At 74.0% G+C, this 14,112-nt stretch carries 13 protein-coding genes; 9 read left to right on the top strand and 4 right to left on the bottom strand.

Going from position 1 to position 14,112, the window contains the following annotated elements; translation table 11 throughout:
- Positions 1-320: 320 nt before the first annotated feature.
- The 4 genes from ACW14Y_RS35285 (at position 321) to ACW14Y_RS35270 (ending at position 6,082) form a co-directional block, all read left to right on the top strand.
- The gene (locus ACW14Y_RS35285) at positions 321-2,471 is read left to right on the top strand and encodes a prolyl oligopeptidase family serine peptidase (RefSeq protein WP_456984774.1); all 2,151 of its coding nucleotides are present in this window, start codon (positions 321-323) and stop codon (positions 2,469-2,471) included.
- 273 nt (positions 2,472-2,744) lie between these two features.
- A complete protein-coding gene (locus ACW14Y_RS35280; protein ID WP_380300227.1) occupies positions 2,745-3,905 on the top strand; it encodes a ThiF family adenylyltransferase in 1,161 nt (386 codons plus the stop codon).
- A gap of 177 nt (positions 3,906-4,082) precedes the next feature.
- Positions 4,083-5,381 carry an MFS transporter gene (locus ACW14Y_RS35275; protein WP_456984773.1) on the top strand — a complete coding sequence of 433 codons (1,299 nt, stop codon included), beginning with the start codon at positions 4,083-4,085 and terminating at the stop codon, positions 5,379-5,381.
- Between the two features lie 44 nt (positions 5,382-5,425).
- A complete protein-coding gene (locus ACW14Y_RS35270; RefSeq protein ID WP_456984772.1) occupies positions 5,426-6,082 on the top strand; it encodes a DUF6058 family natural product biosynthesis protein in 657 nt (218 codons plus the stop codon).
- Between the two features lie 31 nt (positions 6,083-6,113).
- Here ACW14Y_RS35270 and ACW14Y_RS35265 read toward each other — a convergent pair whose 3' ends face one another.
- On the bottom strand, positions 6,114-7,385 hold the full coding sequence (locus tag ACW14Y_RS35265; protein ID WP_456984771.1) for an ATP-binding protein: 1,272 nt from the start codon (positions 7,383-7,385) through the stop codon (positions 6,114-6,116).
- Positions 7,386-7,686: 301 nt separating this feature from the next.
- Between ACW14Y_RS35265 and tatA the strand changes: the two genes are divergently transcribed.
- Positions 7,687-7,995 (top strand): Sec-independent protein translocase subunit TatA, encoded by a 309-nt coding sequence (tatA, locus tag ACW14Y_RS35260; RefSeq protein WP_456988335.1) that lies wholly within the window; start codon positions 7,687-7,689, stop codon positions 7,993-7,995.
- A gap of 21 nt (positions 7,996-8,016) precedes the next feature.
- On the opposite strand, the gene ACW14Y_RS35255 is transcribed toward tatA, so the two are convergent.
- Positions 8,017-9,210, bottom strand: a complete 1,194-nt coding sequence (locus ACW14Y_RS35255; protein WP_456984770.1) for an agmatine deiminase family protein — start codon at positions 9,208-9,210, stop codon at positions 8,017-8,019.
- Between the two features lie 204 nt (positions 9,211-9,414).
- Positions 9,415-10,713 carry a cytochrome P450 gene (locus tag ACW14Y_RS35250; protein WP_456984769.1) on the bottom strand — a complete coding sequence of 433 codons (1,299 nt, stop codon included), beginning with the start codon at positions 10,711-10,713 and terminating at the stop codon, positions 9,415-9,417.
- Positions 10,714-10,862: 149 nt separating this feature from the next.
- On the opposite strand from ACW14Y_RS35250, the gene ACW14Y_RS35245 reads away from it, so the two are divergent.
- Positions 10,863-11,483, top strand: a complete 621-nt coding sequence (locus tag ACW14Y_RS35245) for an L-threonylcarbamoyladenylate synthase (protein ID WP_380300221.1) — start codon at positions 10,863-10,865, stop codon at positions 11,481-11,483.
- A gap of 48 nt (positions 11,484-11,531) precedes the next feature.
- Here ACW14Y_RS35245 and ACW14Y_RS35240 read toward each other — a convergent pair whose 3' ends face one another.
- Positions 11,532-12,062, bottom strand: coding sequence for a universal stress protein (locus ACW14Y_RS35240; protein WP_380300220.1), 531 nt, complete (start codon positions 12,060-12,062; stop codon positions 11,532-11,534).
- Between the two features lie 262 nt (positions 12,063-12,324).
- Here ACW14Y_RS35240 and ACW14Y_RS35235 point away from each other — a divergent pair, with 262 nt between their 5' ends.
- From ACW14Y_RS35235 to ACW14Y_RS35225, 3 genes are read left to right on the top strand one after another with little or no spacing between them, the layout of a single operon-like run.
- The gene (locus tag ACW14Y_RS35235) at positions 12,325-12,897 is read left to right on the top strand and encodes a DUF4291 domain-containing protein (RefSeq protein ID WP_456988333.1); all 573 of its coding nucleotides are present in this window, start codon (positions 12,325-12,327) and stop codon (positions 12,895-12,897) included.
- Positions 12,898-12,956: 59 nt separating this feature from the next.
- The gene (locus ACW14Y_RS35230) at positions 12,957-13,325 is read left to right on the top strand and encodes a hypothetical protein (protein ID WP_456984768.1); all 369 of its coding nucleotides are present in this window, start codon (positions 12,957-12,959) and stop codon (positions 13,323-13,325) included.
- A gap of 8 nt (positions 13,326-13,333) precedes the next feature.
- Positions 13,334-14,110 (top strand): rhomboid-like protein, encoded by a 777-nt coding sequence (locus ACW14Y_RS35225; RefSeq protein WP_456984767.1) that lies wholly within the window; start codon positions 13,334-13,336, stop codon positions 14,108-14,110.
- Positions 14,111-14,112: the final 2 nt, after the last annotated feature.

The following is a 14,112-nucleotide window of genomic DNA, read 5'->3' as shown; positions in this document are numbered from 1 at the left end:
TGTCGACCGCCCCCGGCAACGGCGGGAGGACGGACACGTGTTCGTCGCGAATTCTCATCCGCCGCCCGGCGGCCCGGGCTCCGTCGCCGCACGACCGCCGCCCGTCCGCCGAACGTCCAGGTCCGCACCAGTCGTGCGTGTGCGCCGCCCGACGGCACCCGTCCCGGCCCGCCGATCGGCAGGAACACCGCTCCCGACAAGGCCATTGACGAGTACGCGGAAACCGTCGCTAGGATGTCGGCGCTCTCGACGGCGGCCGGCCAGCGGGCCGCCCCCGAGTGGCGATCTCCGTTCCGTCCGCACGCCGGTTGGAGGGGGCCATGCTGCCGATCGACCCGGCCGGGCGGCCGGAATACCCGCCCGTCGCACCCGGCGACACCGTCGACCGGCTGGGCGGGCGCGACGTCCCCGACCCCTTCCGTGCCCTGGAGGACGCCGACGCCCCCGCGACCCGGGAGTGGTCGGCCGGCCAGCGACGGCTGTTCGACCGGCTGCGCGACGGCTGGCCGGCGGTGGAAGCGTTCCGGGCCGCGCTGACCCGGCTGACCGCCTTCGAGCATCTGACCCCGCCCCGGCCCGCGGGCGGACTGGCCTTCTTCACGGTCCGCGGACCCTCGGACGAGCACCCCGCGCTGGCGGTCGCCGACGCCTCCGGCCGCCGCCGGATCCTGTTCGACCCGCACCGCCACGACCCCACCGGCCGTACCGTGCTGGGCGGTTGGACGCCCGACCCGACCGGCGCGCTGGTCGCCGTGCAGACCGCCGAGGGCGGCGCCGAGGAGTTCACCCTGCGGGTGCTGGAGGTCGCGACCGGCCGCACGGTGGACGGGCCGATCACCGGCTGCCCGTACGGCGACGTCGCCTGGTCGGGCGGGCCGGACGCCTTCTACCACGTACGCGGCGGCCCGGGCGGCGGCGCCGACGGCACCGGTGGCGCCCGGCTGTACCTGCACCGGATCGGCGAGGACCCGGCGGACGACACCGAAGTCCCCGGCACCGCGGCGCCCACCGACCGACCCGACCGCGACCACGACCACGACCACGACACCGACGCGGACGACGGACCGCCCCCCGAGCTGGACGTCCTGCTCGGCGCGGACGGCCGGCTGCTGGTGGCCGCCACCGCCGACGGCCTCTCCAGCGGCAACCGGATCCGGATCGCCGACCTGGCCCTCGGCACCCCGGAGAAGCCGGACTGGCGCCCGCTGACCGCCCTGGACGGCGGCTGGAGCTCCCCCTGGCCCGCCGCCGACGGCCTGCTCTACGTGCTCACCGACCTCGACGCGGACCGGGGCCGGATCCTGCTCCTGGACCCGGCGGCGCCGGAGCGGCCGCGCACCCTCGTCCCGGAGCACGAGCACGAGGTCCTGGAGTCCTTCGCCGTCCTCGACGACCCCGCGCTGCCGGTCCCGCTGCTGCTGGTGCTCCGCTCGGCCGGCGGCCACGGCCGGATCACCCGGCACGACCTGCGCACCGGCGCACCGCTCGGCGCGGTCCCCCTGCCCGGCACCGGTGTCGTCACCGATCTGACCTTCCGTCAGGGCGGCCACGAGGCCTGGTTCGGCTACTCCGACCCCACCACCCCCGAGACCGTCCACCACTACGACGCCCGCCGGGGCACGACCGCGGTGTGGCAGGCACCGGGCACCCCGGACATCCCCGCCGTCCTGGTCTCCGAACTGCGCTGCGCCTCCGCGGACGGCACCGAGGTGACGGTGCTGCTCACCCGGCCCGCCGACCGCCCGACCGGCCCGCTGCCGACCGTGCTCCAGGGCTACGGCGCCTTCGGCGAACCGCAGGTCGCCGACTACTACGCGGCGGCGCTCGCCTGGGCCGCCCAGGGCGGCCAGTTCGCGGTGGCCCGGGTGCGCGGCGGCGGCGAGCACGGCGAGGGCTGGCACCGCGCCGGGATGCGCGAGCACAAGCAGAACGGCGTCGACGACTTCCTGGCCGCCGCCCGCGCGCTGCACGACCGGGGCCTGTGTCCGCCCGACGGGCTCGGCGCGTTCGGCCAGAGCGCCGGCGGCCTCCTGGTCGGCGCGGCGGCGACCCAGCACCCGGGGCTGTTCGCCGCGGTGGCGGCCACCGCCGCCCCGCTCGACATGGCCCGCTACGAGCTGAGCGGCTACGGCCCCTACTGGACCGACGAGTTCGGCACCCGGGAGGATCCGGAGGAGCTCGGCTGGCTGCTCGGCTACTCGCCCTACCACCGGGTGACGGCGGGCACCGCCTACCCGGCCGTGCTGCTGACCGCGTTCGAGGACGACGCCAGGGTCGACCCGCTGCACGCCCGCAAGATGTGCGCCGCCCTGCAGCGCGCCACCTCCTCGGACCGCCCGGTGCTGCTCCGTCAGGAGGCCGGCGTCGGGCACGGGGCCCGCGCCCGCACCGGGCGGCTCGCCTATTTCGCCGATGTGCTGGCTTTCCAGGCCGAATACCTGGGACTTTCCGTCCGGGCCGGCGGGAACTGAAGATCCCCCCGCGAAAAGGTGTTCTTACATCTTGTCCGGGAAGTTCGGCGATGAATAGCATGGAGTCCGATCGGAGGGGGGGAGGTGATTCCAATGATCAAGAAGTCCACCAAGCGCTACAGCAGCGCCGCCAGCACCGCCAAGGGCTGAGCCTGAAAATGCGGCGGGGCTTCCTTCGCAACGACGCCCCGCCGCACCCGTCCGGAACTCCTCCGCACATGACCGGACCGGTATTTCCATGATTTCCGTCGCCCAGTCCCCGGAGGGGTATTCGTGGCACGTCCCGCGCTCAAGACGAGCATCCCCTACTTCGTGTCCGACGGCTCGGTCCACTTCCGCCTCGGCGGTGAGCTGACCTCGCTGGAGGACACCGACGGCCGCGTGCTGAGGCTGCTCCAGCTCCTGGACGGCACCCGCGACCTGGACGCCGTCCACCGCGACCTCAGCGCCGACTACCCCGACCTCACCGCCGAGGACGTGCGCGAGGCGGTCGACGACCTGGACGCGAGCGGCCTGGTGCAGGACACCGCCGACCGGGGCGAGGACTTCGACGCCGCCGCCCGCGAGCGCTGGTCCAACAACCTGGGCTTCTTCGAGACCTACGCCTCCCTGGGGACCTCCAAGTACGAGTTCCAGCGCCGCATCCGCGACGCCCGGGTGGCCGTGCTCGGCGTCGGCGGCATCGGCTCGCACACCCTGATCGACCTGGTCGCGATCGGCTTCACGGACATCCGGATCGTCGACTTCGACAAGATCGAGGTCTCCAACTTCAACCGCCAGATCATCTACGGCGAGCCCGACGTCGGCCGCACCAAGGTCCATGTCGCCGCCGAACGGGCCCGCCGGCTCAACAGCCGGGTGCGGGTCGACGCGGTCGAGGCCAAGCTGATGTCCGCCGACGACGTCCACGCGGTGGTGCACGACCGGGACATCGTGATCGCCGTCGTCGACCGCCCCAAGGTGCACGTCGCGCACTGGCTCAACGAGGGCTGCGTCCGGGCCGGAGCCACCCTGATCGGCGGCGGCGTCGACACCCAGCGGGCCATCCACTACACGATGGTGCCCGGCGTCAGCGGCTGCGTGGAGTGCTGGTACGGGCAGGTCCGCCGGGAGGACCCGACCTCGCGGATGGTGCTGGACGTGCTCGACGACATCGACCGCGAGGGCAGCGCCTACGGCGAGGACACCGCCGCGTTCAACGGGCTGGTGGTGGTCGCCGCCGCCCACATGGTCTCCGAGATGGTCCGGCTGGCCTCCCGGGTCTGCCCGCCGCTCGCGGTGGGCCGGCTGCTGGAGCAGACCTTCCACAACCCCCGGGTGCGCCAGGCCGAGACCTGGACCCGCGACCCCGACTGCGCCGTCTGCCGCGACGCCCGGCCCGCCGCCGGCGCCGAGTGGCTGACCCGGGTCGACCGGGAGGAGCTCCCCTTCTGACCCGGCGACCCCACGGTTCCGCGACCGCGGAGCCCACGGCCCGCGAACGGCCGGGAACCCGGCGGGAACGCCGTACCGACGGCGCCCGCCGGGATTCCGGGCGTTCCCGGAACGACAACGGAAAACCACTTTCCTTCCACCGATCCACCGTCGATAAAAGTGCATAGGAGAACGCCGGTGCCCACCGCGAAGCCGATCGAGGAACGTCCGACCCCGGGCCCGGCGGACATCCGCCTGCGCGCCGCATTCCTGGTCTCCGGAATCGGCGACTGGATCTACCGGCTGGCCATTCCGGTCCTCGTCCTGAAAATCACCGGATCGGCCACCTCGACCGCTCTCGCCTATGCGATCGAGTTCATTCCCTACATTGTGATCGGACTCTTCGCCGGCGTCATCGCCGACCGGTTCGACCGCCGCCGGGTGATGATCCTCTGCGACCTCGCCTCCGCCGTGCTGGCACTCGCCGTCACCGCGCTCGCCACCCTCGACCGTCCGCCGCTGGCCGCGATCTACCTCTGCGCGTTCCTGCTCGCCTGCGTCCGGCCGTTCTACTTCCCGGCGTTCCAGGGCTTCCTGGTCGACGTGGTGCCCGAGCGGCGGCTCGCCCGGGTCAACTCCTGGACCCAGACGGTCGACAGCGCGCTCGGCTTCATCGGCCCGGTGGCCGGCATCACCGCCGTCGCGGCGCTGGGCGTGCCGGTCTCCGCGCTGGTCAACGCGCTCTCCTTCGGGGCCTCCGCGCTGCTGATCACCTCCATCGCCACCACCCCCGCCCCCGCCTCGGGGCCGACCACGGCCGCCCGGATCGCCAAGGACTTCGCCGACGGCCTGCGGGCCCTGCGGACCATGCGGGCGGTGCTCTGGGGCACCGTGCTGATGGCCCTGTCCAACCTCGCCGCGTGGACGATCGAGGGCAGCCTCTTCTACCTCGTCCTGGAGGTCGAGGAGAAGCCGAAGGTCGTGCTCGGCCTCGTCCTCGGCGCGCAGGGCCTCGGCGCCGTGCTGGGCGGGGTGCTCGCACCCCGCCTGACGGACCGCTACCGGCTGGGCCCGCTGCTGGCGTTCGGCATGGGCCTGTCCGGGGCCACCATGGTCCTGCCGGCCCTGGTGCCCACCTGGTGGGCGGTGCTGATCGCCTGGGGCGTGGAGGGCGTCGCCACCTCATTGGTCATCGTCAGCTGGTTCACCGCCCGGCAGAAGGTGGTGCCCTCCGAGGTGATCGGCCGGGTGGTGTCGGTCAGTCGGGCCGCCGCCTACGCGACCATCCCGCTCGGCGCGGTGCTCGGCGGCCGACTGGTCTCCGGTGCCTCCCCCACCCGCACGCTCTTCGTGTGCGCGGCCGTGGTGCAGGCGGTAGTGTTCCTCGGCACCGCGTTCTCCCCGGTGGTGCGCATCGACCCGGGCCCCGCCGACACCGGCACTGGCACCGGCACCGGCGACGGAGCTGCCGAGGCCGACGCGGTCGAGGCCGGCTGACCCGGCGCGGCGGGGACACCACGGCGTCCGAAGGAGGAACCGGCATGACGGAGACCGGAACGACGGGAACCGGCAGCACGGGAACCGGCAGCACGGAAATCGGTACGGCGAGGGCGCGGGTCGCCCGGCGCTACCTCGAAGTCAACGGCGAGCACCCGATGACCGAGGCCGACGACGCCTACGTCGACCGGCACTTCGCCGCACTGGAGCCGCTCTGCGCCCGCCACGGGCAGGACCCGGACGAGGTCCGCGGCCACATGCTCGACGGCCGCCTCCCGCTGCCCGGCTACCTGCGCTCCGACGGCACCGAGATGGTCGCCCCCGACCTCCTCGAACTCGTCGACGAGGCGGGCGGGTTGGCGAAGCTGCCGGACTGGTTCCGAGGTCACTGGGCGGACCGGGAGGAGGGCGCGGAGGAGTACGAGTCGTACCTCAGCGGCCAGAACGTCTGTCTGCACCGCCTCCACCCGGTCACCATGCGCCGCAAGGCGGAACTCGTCCGGGGCATCACCGAGGCGCTCGGCCGCCCCGCCGACGGGCGGTCCGACCGGCTGCCCGACCTGTCCGCCCTCCACGCCCTGGTCGACGAACTCGACGCCCTGGAGCCGCCGTTCACCGCCTACGACCGCCTCCGCTTCGGCGGCCCGGTCTCCCGGGACACCTGCATCGACGCCGTCCGCCGCGACCACCCGCTCGGCTGACCCACCGCGCGACCGGCCCGCGCCGTTGCGGTCACAACCGGGCGTGGGCCCCGATGTCCGCCCGGAACGCCTCCACCATGGCGGCCGTCACCGTCGGGCGGCTGGCGCCGATCGCGGCCAGGTGGTCCGCGGTGGTCGCGCCCGGCACGGCGTCGTCGCGCTCGAAGGCCGTCTGGGCGGCGAGGCGCGCGGCGTGCTCGATGTCGGCGGGCGAGAAGTGCTCGCTCGCGGCCACCAGCGCGGGGACGTCCACGTCCACCCGGTCGGTGTCGAGCGCGTAGCGCGCCCAGATCGCGGCCCTCGCGTCCGGGTCGGGGGTGCCGATCGGGATGACGTAGTCGAACCGGCCGGTGCGCAGGAACGCCGGGTCGAGCGAGCGGACCGAGTTGGTGGCGCAGACCAGCAGCCGTCCGTCCCGTTCCCGGAAGCCGGGGATCAGCTTCAGCAGTTCGTTGGTCACCCCGTGCGTCGCCCCCGCCCGGCCGGGCTCGCCCCGTACGGGCGCGATCTCCTCCACCTCGTCGATGAAGACCAGCACCCGCTCCAGCTCGCCGATCCGGGTGAACGCGCCGCGCAGCGCGGCGGCGAGGTTGCCCTCGTCGGCGAGGCGGGAGGGCAGCAGTTCGACGAACGGCCAGCCCAGGCGGGAGGCGATGGCCCGGGCGAAGGTCGTCTTCCCCGTGCCGGGCGGCCCGAACAGGGTGATCGCCCGCGGCGGCCGCACGCCGTGCCGGGCGGCGCGCTCCGGTTCGGCGAGCGGCAGCACGACCCGCCGCTCGATCAGCTCCTTCTCGGCCGTCATCCCGGCCACCCGGTCCCACAGGTCCCCGCTCAGCACCCGCCCGCCGAGTTCGTCCAGGGCCCCGGCGGCGGGGCCCGCGGCGGGCTCGGTCTTCTCGAAGTACGCGGCGGCGGGCCGCCGTTCGTAGCCGGCGTTGCGCAGCCCCTCGCCGAGCAGCTCCTCCGCCGGCAGCACATAGGCGATCCGTCGCACCCGGGCCTCGACCAGCCGCCGCTCCAGTTCCCGCAGCAGCGCGCTGGCCAGGCCGCGCCCGCGCCAGGCCGGGGCGATCGCCACCCGCATCACCCAGGCCCGTTCGCCCGTGCCCGCCACCTGGGCGAGGGCGGCGCCGATCGGCAGGCCGTCGTGCACCGCGACCACGGCGGGCTGGCGGGCGGTGAGCGCGCCGATGCACTCGGCGAGCGAGAACACCGACTCCTGCCCGAGCCAAGCGGTGCTGTCGATCAGATGGACGACGGCGGCGAGGTCGTCCTCGCGGTAGTCGTGGATCAGCCAGTTCACGTGCGTCGCTCCTCGGGTGCGCCGGTCGCCTGCGGGTTCCGGTGAACCTAGGTCCGCCACCGCGGGGCCGTCGCGCGCCACTGGGGCCAAAGCGGCGTGGACGAACCGTACGCGGCAGCGACTTCCCGGACCGGCCGCGCCCTGGCACGCGCCGGGCACGGGCAACACGTACAGGCACGCATACAGCACGTGTACAGGCACGCGTACGACCGAATACCGTCACATTGACTGAAAAATCAGTCACACCTACGCTGGCGGGACGTCCGGTTCGACGGCGATACGGAAAGGCCCGGTGAGTGACATGCTGCGCAACGGTCTGGAGCCCTGGCACCTCTTGGTGGTGCTGGCGGTCGTCATCCTGCTGTTCGGTTCGAAGAAGCTGCCCGACATGGCGCGCGGGCTGGGCAAGTCGATGCGCATCCTGAAGGCCGAGACGGCGGCGATGCGCGAGGACGGCCCGGCACGCGAGGAGGCTCCCGCGCCGACCGCCGCCGCACCGGGGGCACCCGCGGCCCCGGTCGCACCGGTCGCAGCCACGCCCGCGCCCGCAGCCGCGACGGCACCGGCCGCCAAGCCCGAGGCTCCCGCCCGGGCCGACCGACCGGCCTGAGCCGACCGGTCGGCCCGCAGGTCAGACCGCCGCGGGGACGACCGGCTGCGACTGGGTCGCGCAGTGGATGCCGCCACCGCCGTTGGCGATGGCGTCGATGACCACCGGGACGACGGTGCGCCCCGGGTACTCGGCCGCGAGGATCGTCCGGGCCGCGTCGTCGGCCTCCTGGTGCCCGAACTGCGGCACCAGGACGGCCCCGTTCACGGTGTAGTGGTTGGTGTAGCTGGACAGGAACGAGGACCCCTTCCCCCGGATCCTGGTGTGGTCCGGCCCCGGCAGCTCCACGATCGTCAGCGCGCGGCCCCTGGCGTCGGTGGCGGTCTGCAGCACCCGCTTGGCCTCGGTGTAGACGCGGAGCCACATCGACGTGCTGTTCGGCGCGGGCCGGTCCAGGATCACCCGCCCGGGCGCGCTGAACCGGGCCACGCAGTCGATGTGGCCGTCCGTGATGTCCTGGCCCGCCAGACCGGGCAGCCAGATCACCTTCTCCAGGCCGAGCGAGGACTTGAGCCGCTGCTCGACCTCGTCCTGGCTCAGTCCGGGGTTGCGGTTGGGGTTCACCAGGGAGCTGACGGTGGCGAGCAGGGTTCCCTGCCCGTCGGTCTCCAGCGAGCCGCCCTCCCCGACGAACGGGGCCTGGACGCGCGCGATCCCGTACTGGGCGAGCAGCGCGGCGGCGGCCCTGGCGTCCTTGGCGAAGTTCTGCTCGTAGCTGGTGCCGGTCTTGCCCCAGCCGTTGAAGTTGGTGTCGAGGCCGGCGACCGCCCCCGGGCCGACCAGGAAGGTCGGGCCGAAGTCCCGGATCCACAGGTCGTCGTTGCCGACCGGCAGGAAGGTGATGCCCTTGGAGCCGGGGACGGCGGCCGTGTCGCAGAGCGGGGCGGCGGCGGCCACCAGCTCGGGCCCGATCACCATCACGACCGGCTCGAAGCGGGAGATCTCCTTGGCGAGATTGGCGATGTCCCGCTGCACGGCGGGGAGTTGGCTGCCCCAGGCGGCGCTCGGAGCGGGCCAGGCCATGAAGGTGCGGACGTGCGGGTCGGTCTCGGCGGGCATCCGCAGCGTCGGCGCGGGGCCGGCCGCGGGGGCGGCGTCGGCGAAGGCGGTGTCCGCGAAGACGGTGCCTACCAGCGCGGGGCCGAGGGCCGCGAGCGGCACGGCCGCGGCGCCGAGGCGCAGGAGTCGGCGTCGGGAGATGTCGGGCTTGTCCATCGGTACCTCCGGTGGGTGAGGGCGGCCTGCCCCGGGTGCGATGGACGGGAGACGGGACGAGTGGGGCGTCCCGTCGGTGCACCCGGGGCAGGCCGGTGGGGGCGGCCACATCCTGCCTTGAACTGAAAATTCAGTCAATATCCACCTCCCGGGGCGCGTGACCACCCCTCACGCGGCCCACCATGCGGCCCGTCACGCGGCCCCTCACCGGAGGACGCGCAGCTCCTTCAACCCGTTCTGGAAGTTCGAGACCAGCCGCACCGGAGGCGGCCCCGGCGCCAACTCCGGCTCCGGCCAGGCGGCGACGATCCGGCGCAGCAGCGCCGCCATCTGGATCCGGGCGAGCCGCGCGCCGACGCAGAAGTGCGGGCCGTAGCCGAAGCTGACGTGGTCGTTCGGGGTGCGGGTGAGATCGAGGCGGTCCGGGTCGGGGAACACCGTCCCGTCGCGGTTGGCGGAGGCGTGGTAGACGACCACCTTCTCCCCGCCGGAGATCCGCTGCCCGGCGAGCACGACGTCCCGGGTGGCGGTGCGCCGGAACTCGACCACCGGCGGCCAGTACCGGAGCAGCTCGTCCACTGCGGAGCCGGTCAACTCCGGCCGCCGGCGCAGCAGTCGGTACTGGTCCGGGTTGGTGAGCAGGGAGTACAGGGCGCCGGGCAGGCCGTTGCGCAGCGTCTCGTTGCCCGCGACCGCGAACAGGAAGAACATCGTCTCGAACTCGGCGGCGCTCAGCCCGGCCTCCCGCATCCGGGCCACCATGCTGCCCGGCGGCGGCTGTTCGGCGAGCGCGTGGGCGTAGGCGAACATGTCGGCGAGCGCCGCGCGGGAGCGCGGGTTCAGCGGGCGGCCGTCGGGCGCGGTCAGGTCCGCGGGGCGGTGACCGAGCGCGTCCCGGCCCATGGCGGTGAGCCGGGACGGGTCCGCCGTACTGGAGCGGGCGTGGTCCGGGTCCTGGTAGCCGATCACCCGGTTCGACCAGTCGACCAGCAGCGCGCGGTCCTGCTCCGGCACACCAAGGATGCGCGCCAGCGTCCACACCGGCAGGTCGGCGGCGATCGGCACCACGTCGACCTCACCGGTCGGGGCGATCCCCCCGACCAGTTCCTCCGCGCGCGCCTCGACGGCCGCCGTCAGCTCGCGCAGCGCCCGCGGGGTGAAGGCGGCGGCGACGGCGCGCCGCAACCGGGAGTGGTCGGGCTGGTCCTGATTGAGCATCATGGTGCGGGCGAAGTCCAGGTCGGCCGCCGAGTCGGGGTCCCGGATCTGGGTCGCGCCGAGGTGCGAGGAGAACAGCTCGGGCGTGCGCAGCACCTGCTTGACGTCGGCGTGCCGCAGCACCGCCCAGTAGCCGGGACCGGCGGGCCACGGCCCCACCGCGGGCTCCTCCACCCAGCAGACCGGCGCCTCGGCGCGCAGCTCACGGAACAGCTCGTACGGCACGCCCTCGGCATAGGTCCCGGGAAGGAAGATCCGGTTCGCCCGCGCCTGATCGATGGCCATACCGAGGGACCGTACGCCGCGCCCCGGCCGAGGACCAGCACGCCGACCGGCCCGACCGGCCCCACCTGCTCCGACGCGATGCGGCACCACCGGGCCGCCGGCCGTCGCGGCTGCGCCCGCCGGTCGCCGGGATCCCGTAGGGTCGGCCAATGGCGAAGTACTTCGACGTGCATCCAGAGTCCCCCCAGCCGCGCACCATCAGCACAGTGGCGGCCAGTCTCCGGTCCGGGGCCCTGATCGCGTACCCGACCGACTCCTGTTTCGCGCTGGGCTGCCAGCTGGACAACCGTGACGGCCTCGACCGGATCCGGACCATCCGGCGTCTCGACGAGCGCCACCACTTCACCCTGATGTGCGAGGACTTCGCGCAGCTGGGGCAGTTCGTCCAGCTCGACAACAACGTCTTCCGCGCGATCAAGGCCGCGACACCGGGCAGCTACACCTTCATCCTGCCCGCCACCAAGGAGGTCCCCCGCCGTCTGCTGCACCCGAAGAAGAAGACGGTGGGCGTCAGGATCCCCGACCACGCCGTCACCCGGGCACTGCTCGCCGAGCTCGGCGAGCCCATGGTCTCCAGCACCCTGCTCCTCCCCGGCGAGGAGGAGCCGCTGACCCAGGGGTGGGAGATCAAGGAGCGGCTCGACCACGTCCTGGACGCCGTGGTGGACTCCGGCGACTGCGGCACGGTGCCCACCACGGTGGTCGACTTCTCCGAGGGCGAGCCGGAGATCGTCCGGCGGGGGGCCGGCGACCCCAGCCGCTTCGAGTGACCGTTCGGGGCCCGGGGCCTTGAGCCTCGGGCCCCTTGCGGCGTTGGATCAGGCGGCGGCGAGGGCCGCGAGTTCGCGCAGGTCGACGCCCCGGCGCAGCGCGCGCAGGTCGTCCTGGAGGTCCGACGGCGGCACCGCGAGAACGGTGCAGCGCGCGTGGGCCAGGCAGTAGTGGCCCACCGAGCCGCCGCCGAGCATCCGCCGCACCGCACCTCGGACGGCGCCGTGCCGGCCCGCGCCCACCACCAGCAGGTCCCCCGGCCTGTCGGCCAGCCCGGTCAGCACCGGCCCGGCCGGTCCGCGGACCGCCTGCGGCTCGACCCGGACCCCGGCCGGAAGCCCGCCGAACGCCTCGTCCAGTGCCCCCTCCAGCCGGGCGGCGGCCATGTCCTCCCAGGCCCGCAGCAGCGGCGGGCAGGGCCGCAGCCGGTAGTTGTGCTCCCCGCCCGCCGGCGTCCACGCCAGCACCGGCACCAGCACCGCACCCCGGTCGCGCGCCTCGCCCACCGCCCGGTGCAGAGCGGTCAGGCTCCCCAGCGAGCCACTGACTCCGACGATGACGCGTGCGCCGTCCGACATGATCCTTCACTTTCCGGTGTTCGATCGTCCCTGTGCTTGGCGATTATGGTTCCACAAGGGATCACAGCCTGCAAATCAAAGGCTTAAACTGTATGTGGCCTTGCATCATGCAGACACGCGACGCCCCCGCCCCGGGTAATTCGCTGGCGGCCGACCTGCGGCCCTCGCCACCCTGATCGACGTGCCCCTGTCCAACACCCCCAATGCGCCCGCCCTCTCGGACACCGCCCCCGAAGCGCCCGCCCCCGAGCCGAAGCACCGCATCCGTGCCGTCCACACCGCCACCACCGTGACCGTGTACCAGGCGTACTCCCCCGGGATCGGCCTGCCGGCCGCCCGCGACGGCCGGTTCCCGGCGCACTGGAAGCGCAACCGGACGACGTGGATCAAGCCCTCCTTCCTCTGGATGATGTACCGCTGCGGCTGGGCCACCAAGGAGGGGCAGGAGACCGTACTCGCCGTCGAGATCGACCGGGCCGGCTTCGAGTGGGCGTTGCGGCACGCCTGCCTCGCCCACTACGAGCGCGGCGTCCATCCGGACCGGGCGACCTGGCAGCGGCTGCTGAAGCGCTCCCCCGCCCGGGTGCAGTGGGACCCGGAGCGCGACCTGCACCTGCGGCCGCTGCCGTACCGCTCGCTGCAGCTGGGCCTCGGCGGCGAGGCCGCGCGGCGCTACGCCGACGAATGGACGGTGTCGATCACCGATCTCACCCCGCTCGCGCGGCGGATCCACGGGCACCTCCGGGACGGCGAGCCGGAGGCGGCCCGCCTCCTGCTGCCCGCCGAGCGGCCCTACCCCGTGACCGGCGGCCTGCCGCCCCACCTGGGCGGCTGAGACGCCCGGAGGAGGCGGGGCGGCGTCCGGGCGTCACCGCGGCCGCATACGATCAGCGGATGAGCAAGCGAAGTGATTCCTCGTCATCCTCCCCGGCGACGGTGCTCTCGCACGGGTGGACGCTGCCGTCCGGGGACTCCGTCCTGTCCCTCGCCTCGGTGGGGTCGGTGCTGTCCATCGGCTCGGTCGGCTCGGTGCTGTCGGTCGGCTCCGTCGGCAGCATCCTGTCGATCGGCTCGGCCGGTTCCGCGGCCTCCGCGCTGTCCATCGGCTCGTGGCTGAGTGTCGGCTCGCTGCTCTCCGCGAACTCGCGGTGGTCGGTCATGTCCTACCGCTCCCGGCGGGGCCTGATGGTGGCGGGCGTGGTCGCGGTCGCCGCGGGGGCGGCGCTCGCGGGCGGCTCGACGTCCCCCCGTCGCCGCCGGTAGAGCCCGGCATGGCGACGAAGCTCCCGCCCCCCGGCCCCCTGCTCGGCTCCTCGCTCGGCCCCTGGATACGGCGCCTGCCGCGCAATCCGGCGTTCTGGTACGTGGCCGCGCTGGCCGCGATGTGGCCGGTGCTGCACCTGCTGCCGTCCGAACGGGTGCACGCGCTGCGCACCTGGGCGTCCACCGACCTGGGCAATCTGCACCTGTGGCCGGAGGGCCATCCGATCGAGTCGCTGACCGTCTCGGTGTTCGTGCCGCAGGACACCATCTGGGTCTGGCCGGTCTTCGCGCTGTCCCTGTTCGCGGTGGTCGGGGCGCTCGGCGCCCGACGGGCGGTGGCCTCCGTGGCCCTCGTCCACGTCGCGGCCACCGCTCTCACCGAGGGCCTGGTGTGGTGGCGGATCGAGCACGGCTCGCTGCCGGCCGAGGCCGCGCACGCGATGGACACCGGCCCGTCCTACGTCGTGGTCACCGCCCTGACGCTGGCCGCCACCCGGGCCCGCCCGGCGTGGTCGCGGGCGATCTGGCTGCTGATGCTGGCGGTCGCGGCCCCCGCGCTGCTGGCCGGCCTCCCGGACGGCGACACCGCCGCCGTCGGCCACCTGGTCTCGCTGCTCGCGGGCCTCGCCCTCGCCGCCGCCCACCGCTTCGGCCTCCCACCACTGCGCCGCCGCACCCCCGCCGCACCCCGCCCCGAGACCGAGACCGCGTCCGGGGCAGCGCCTGCGTCCACGCCCGGGGCCACCGACCCGGACCCGTGCCCGGCCCGCGCCCCGTCCCGCTAGCC

This window comes from Kitasatospora sp. cg17-2 (genome assembly GCF_054031055.1).
This window is presented reverse-complemented; position numbering and strand designations above follow the sequence as displayed.

Coding starts and splice junctions, on each gene's coding strand:
- ACW14Y_RS35245 (WP_380300221.1), top strand. CDS start 10,863: ATGGCGAAGTACTTCGACGTGCATCCAGAGTCCCCCCAGCCGCGCACC.
- tatA (WP_456988335.1), top strand. CDS start 7,687: ATGCTGCGCAACGGTCTGGAGCCCTGGCACCTCTTGGTGGTGCTGGCG.
- ACW14Y_RS35250 (WP_456984769.1), bottom strand. CDS start 10,713: ATGGCCATCGATCAGGCGCGGGCGAACCGGATCTTCCTTCCCGGGACC.
- ACW14Y_RS35255 (WP_456984770.1), bottom strand. CDS start 9,210: ATGGACAAGCCCGACATCTCCCGACGCCGACTCCTGCGCCTCGGCGCC.
- ACW14Y_RS35240 (WP_380300220.1), bottom strand. CDS start 12,062: ATGTCGGACGGCGCACGCGTCATCGTCGGAGTCAGTGGCTCGCTGGGG.
- ACW14Y_RS35230 (WP_456984768.1), top strand. CDS start 12,957: ATGAGCAAGCGAAGTGATTCCTCGTCATCCTCCCCGGCGACGGTGCTC.
- ACW14Y_RS35225 (WP_456984767.1), top strand. CDS start 13,334: ATGGCGACGAAGCTCCCGCCCCCCGGCCCCCTGCTCGGCTCCTCGCTC.
- ACW14Y_RS35270 (WP_456984772.1), top strand. CDS start 5,426: ATGACGGAGACCGGAACGACGGGAACCGGCAGCACGGGAACCGGCAGC.
- ACW14Y_RS35285 (WP_456984774.1), top strand. CDS start 321: ATGCTGCCGATCGACCCGGCCGGGCGGCCGGAATACCCGCCCGTCGCA.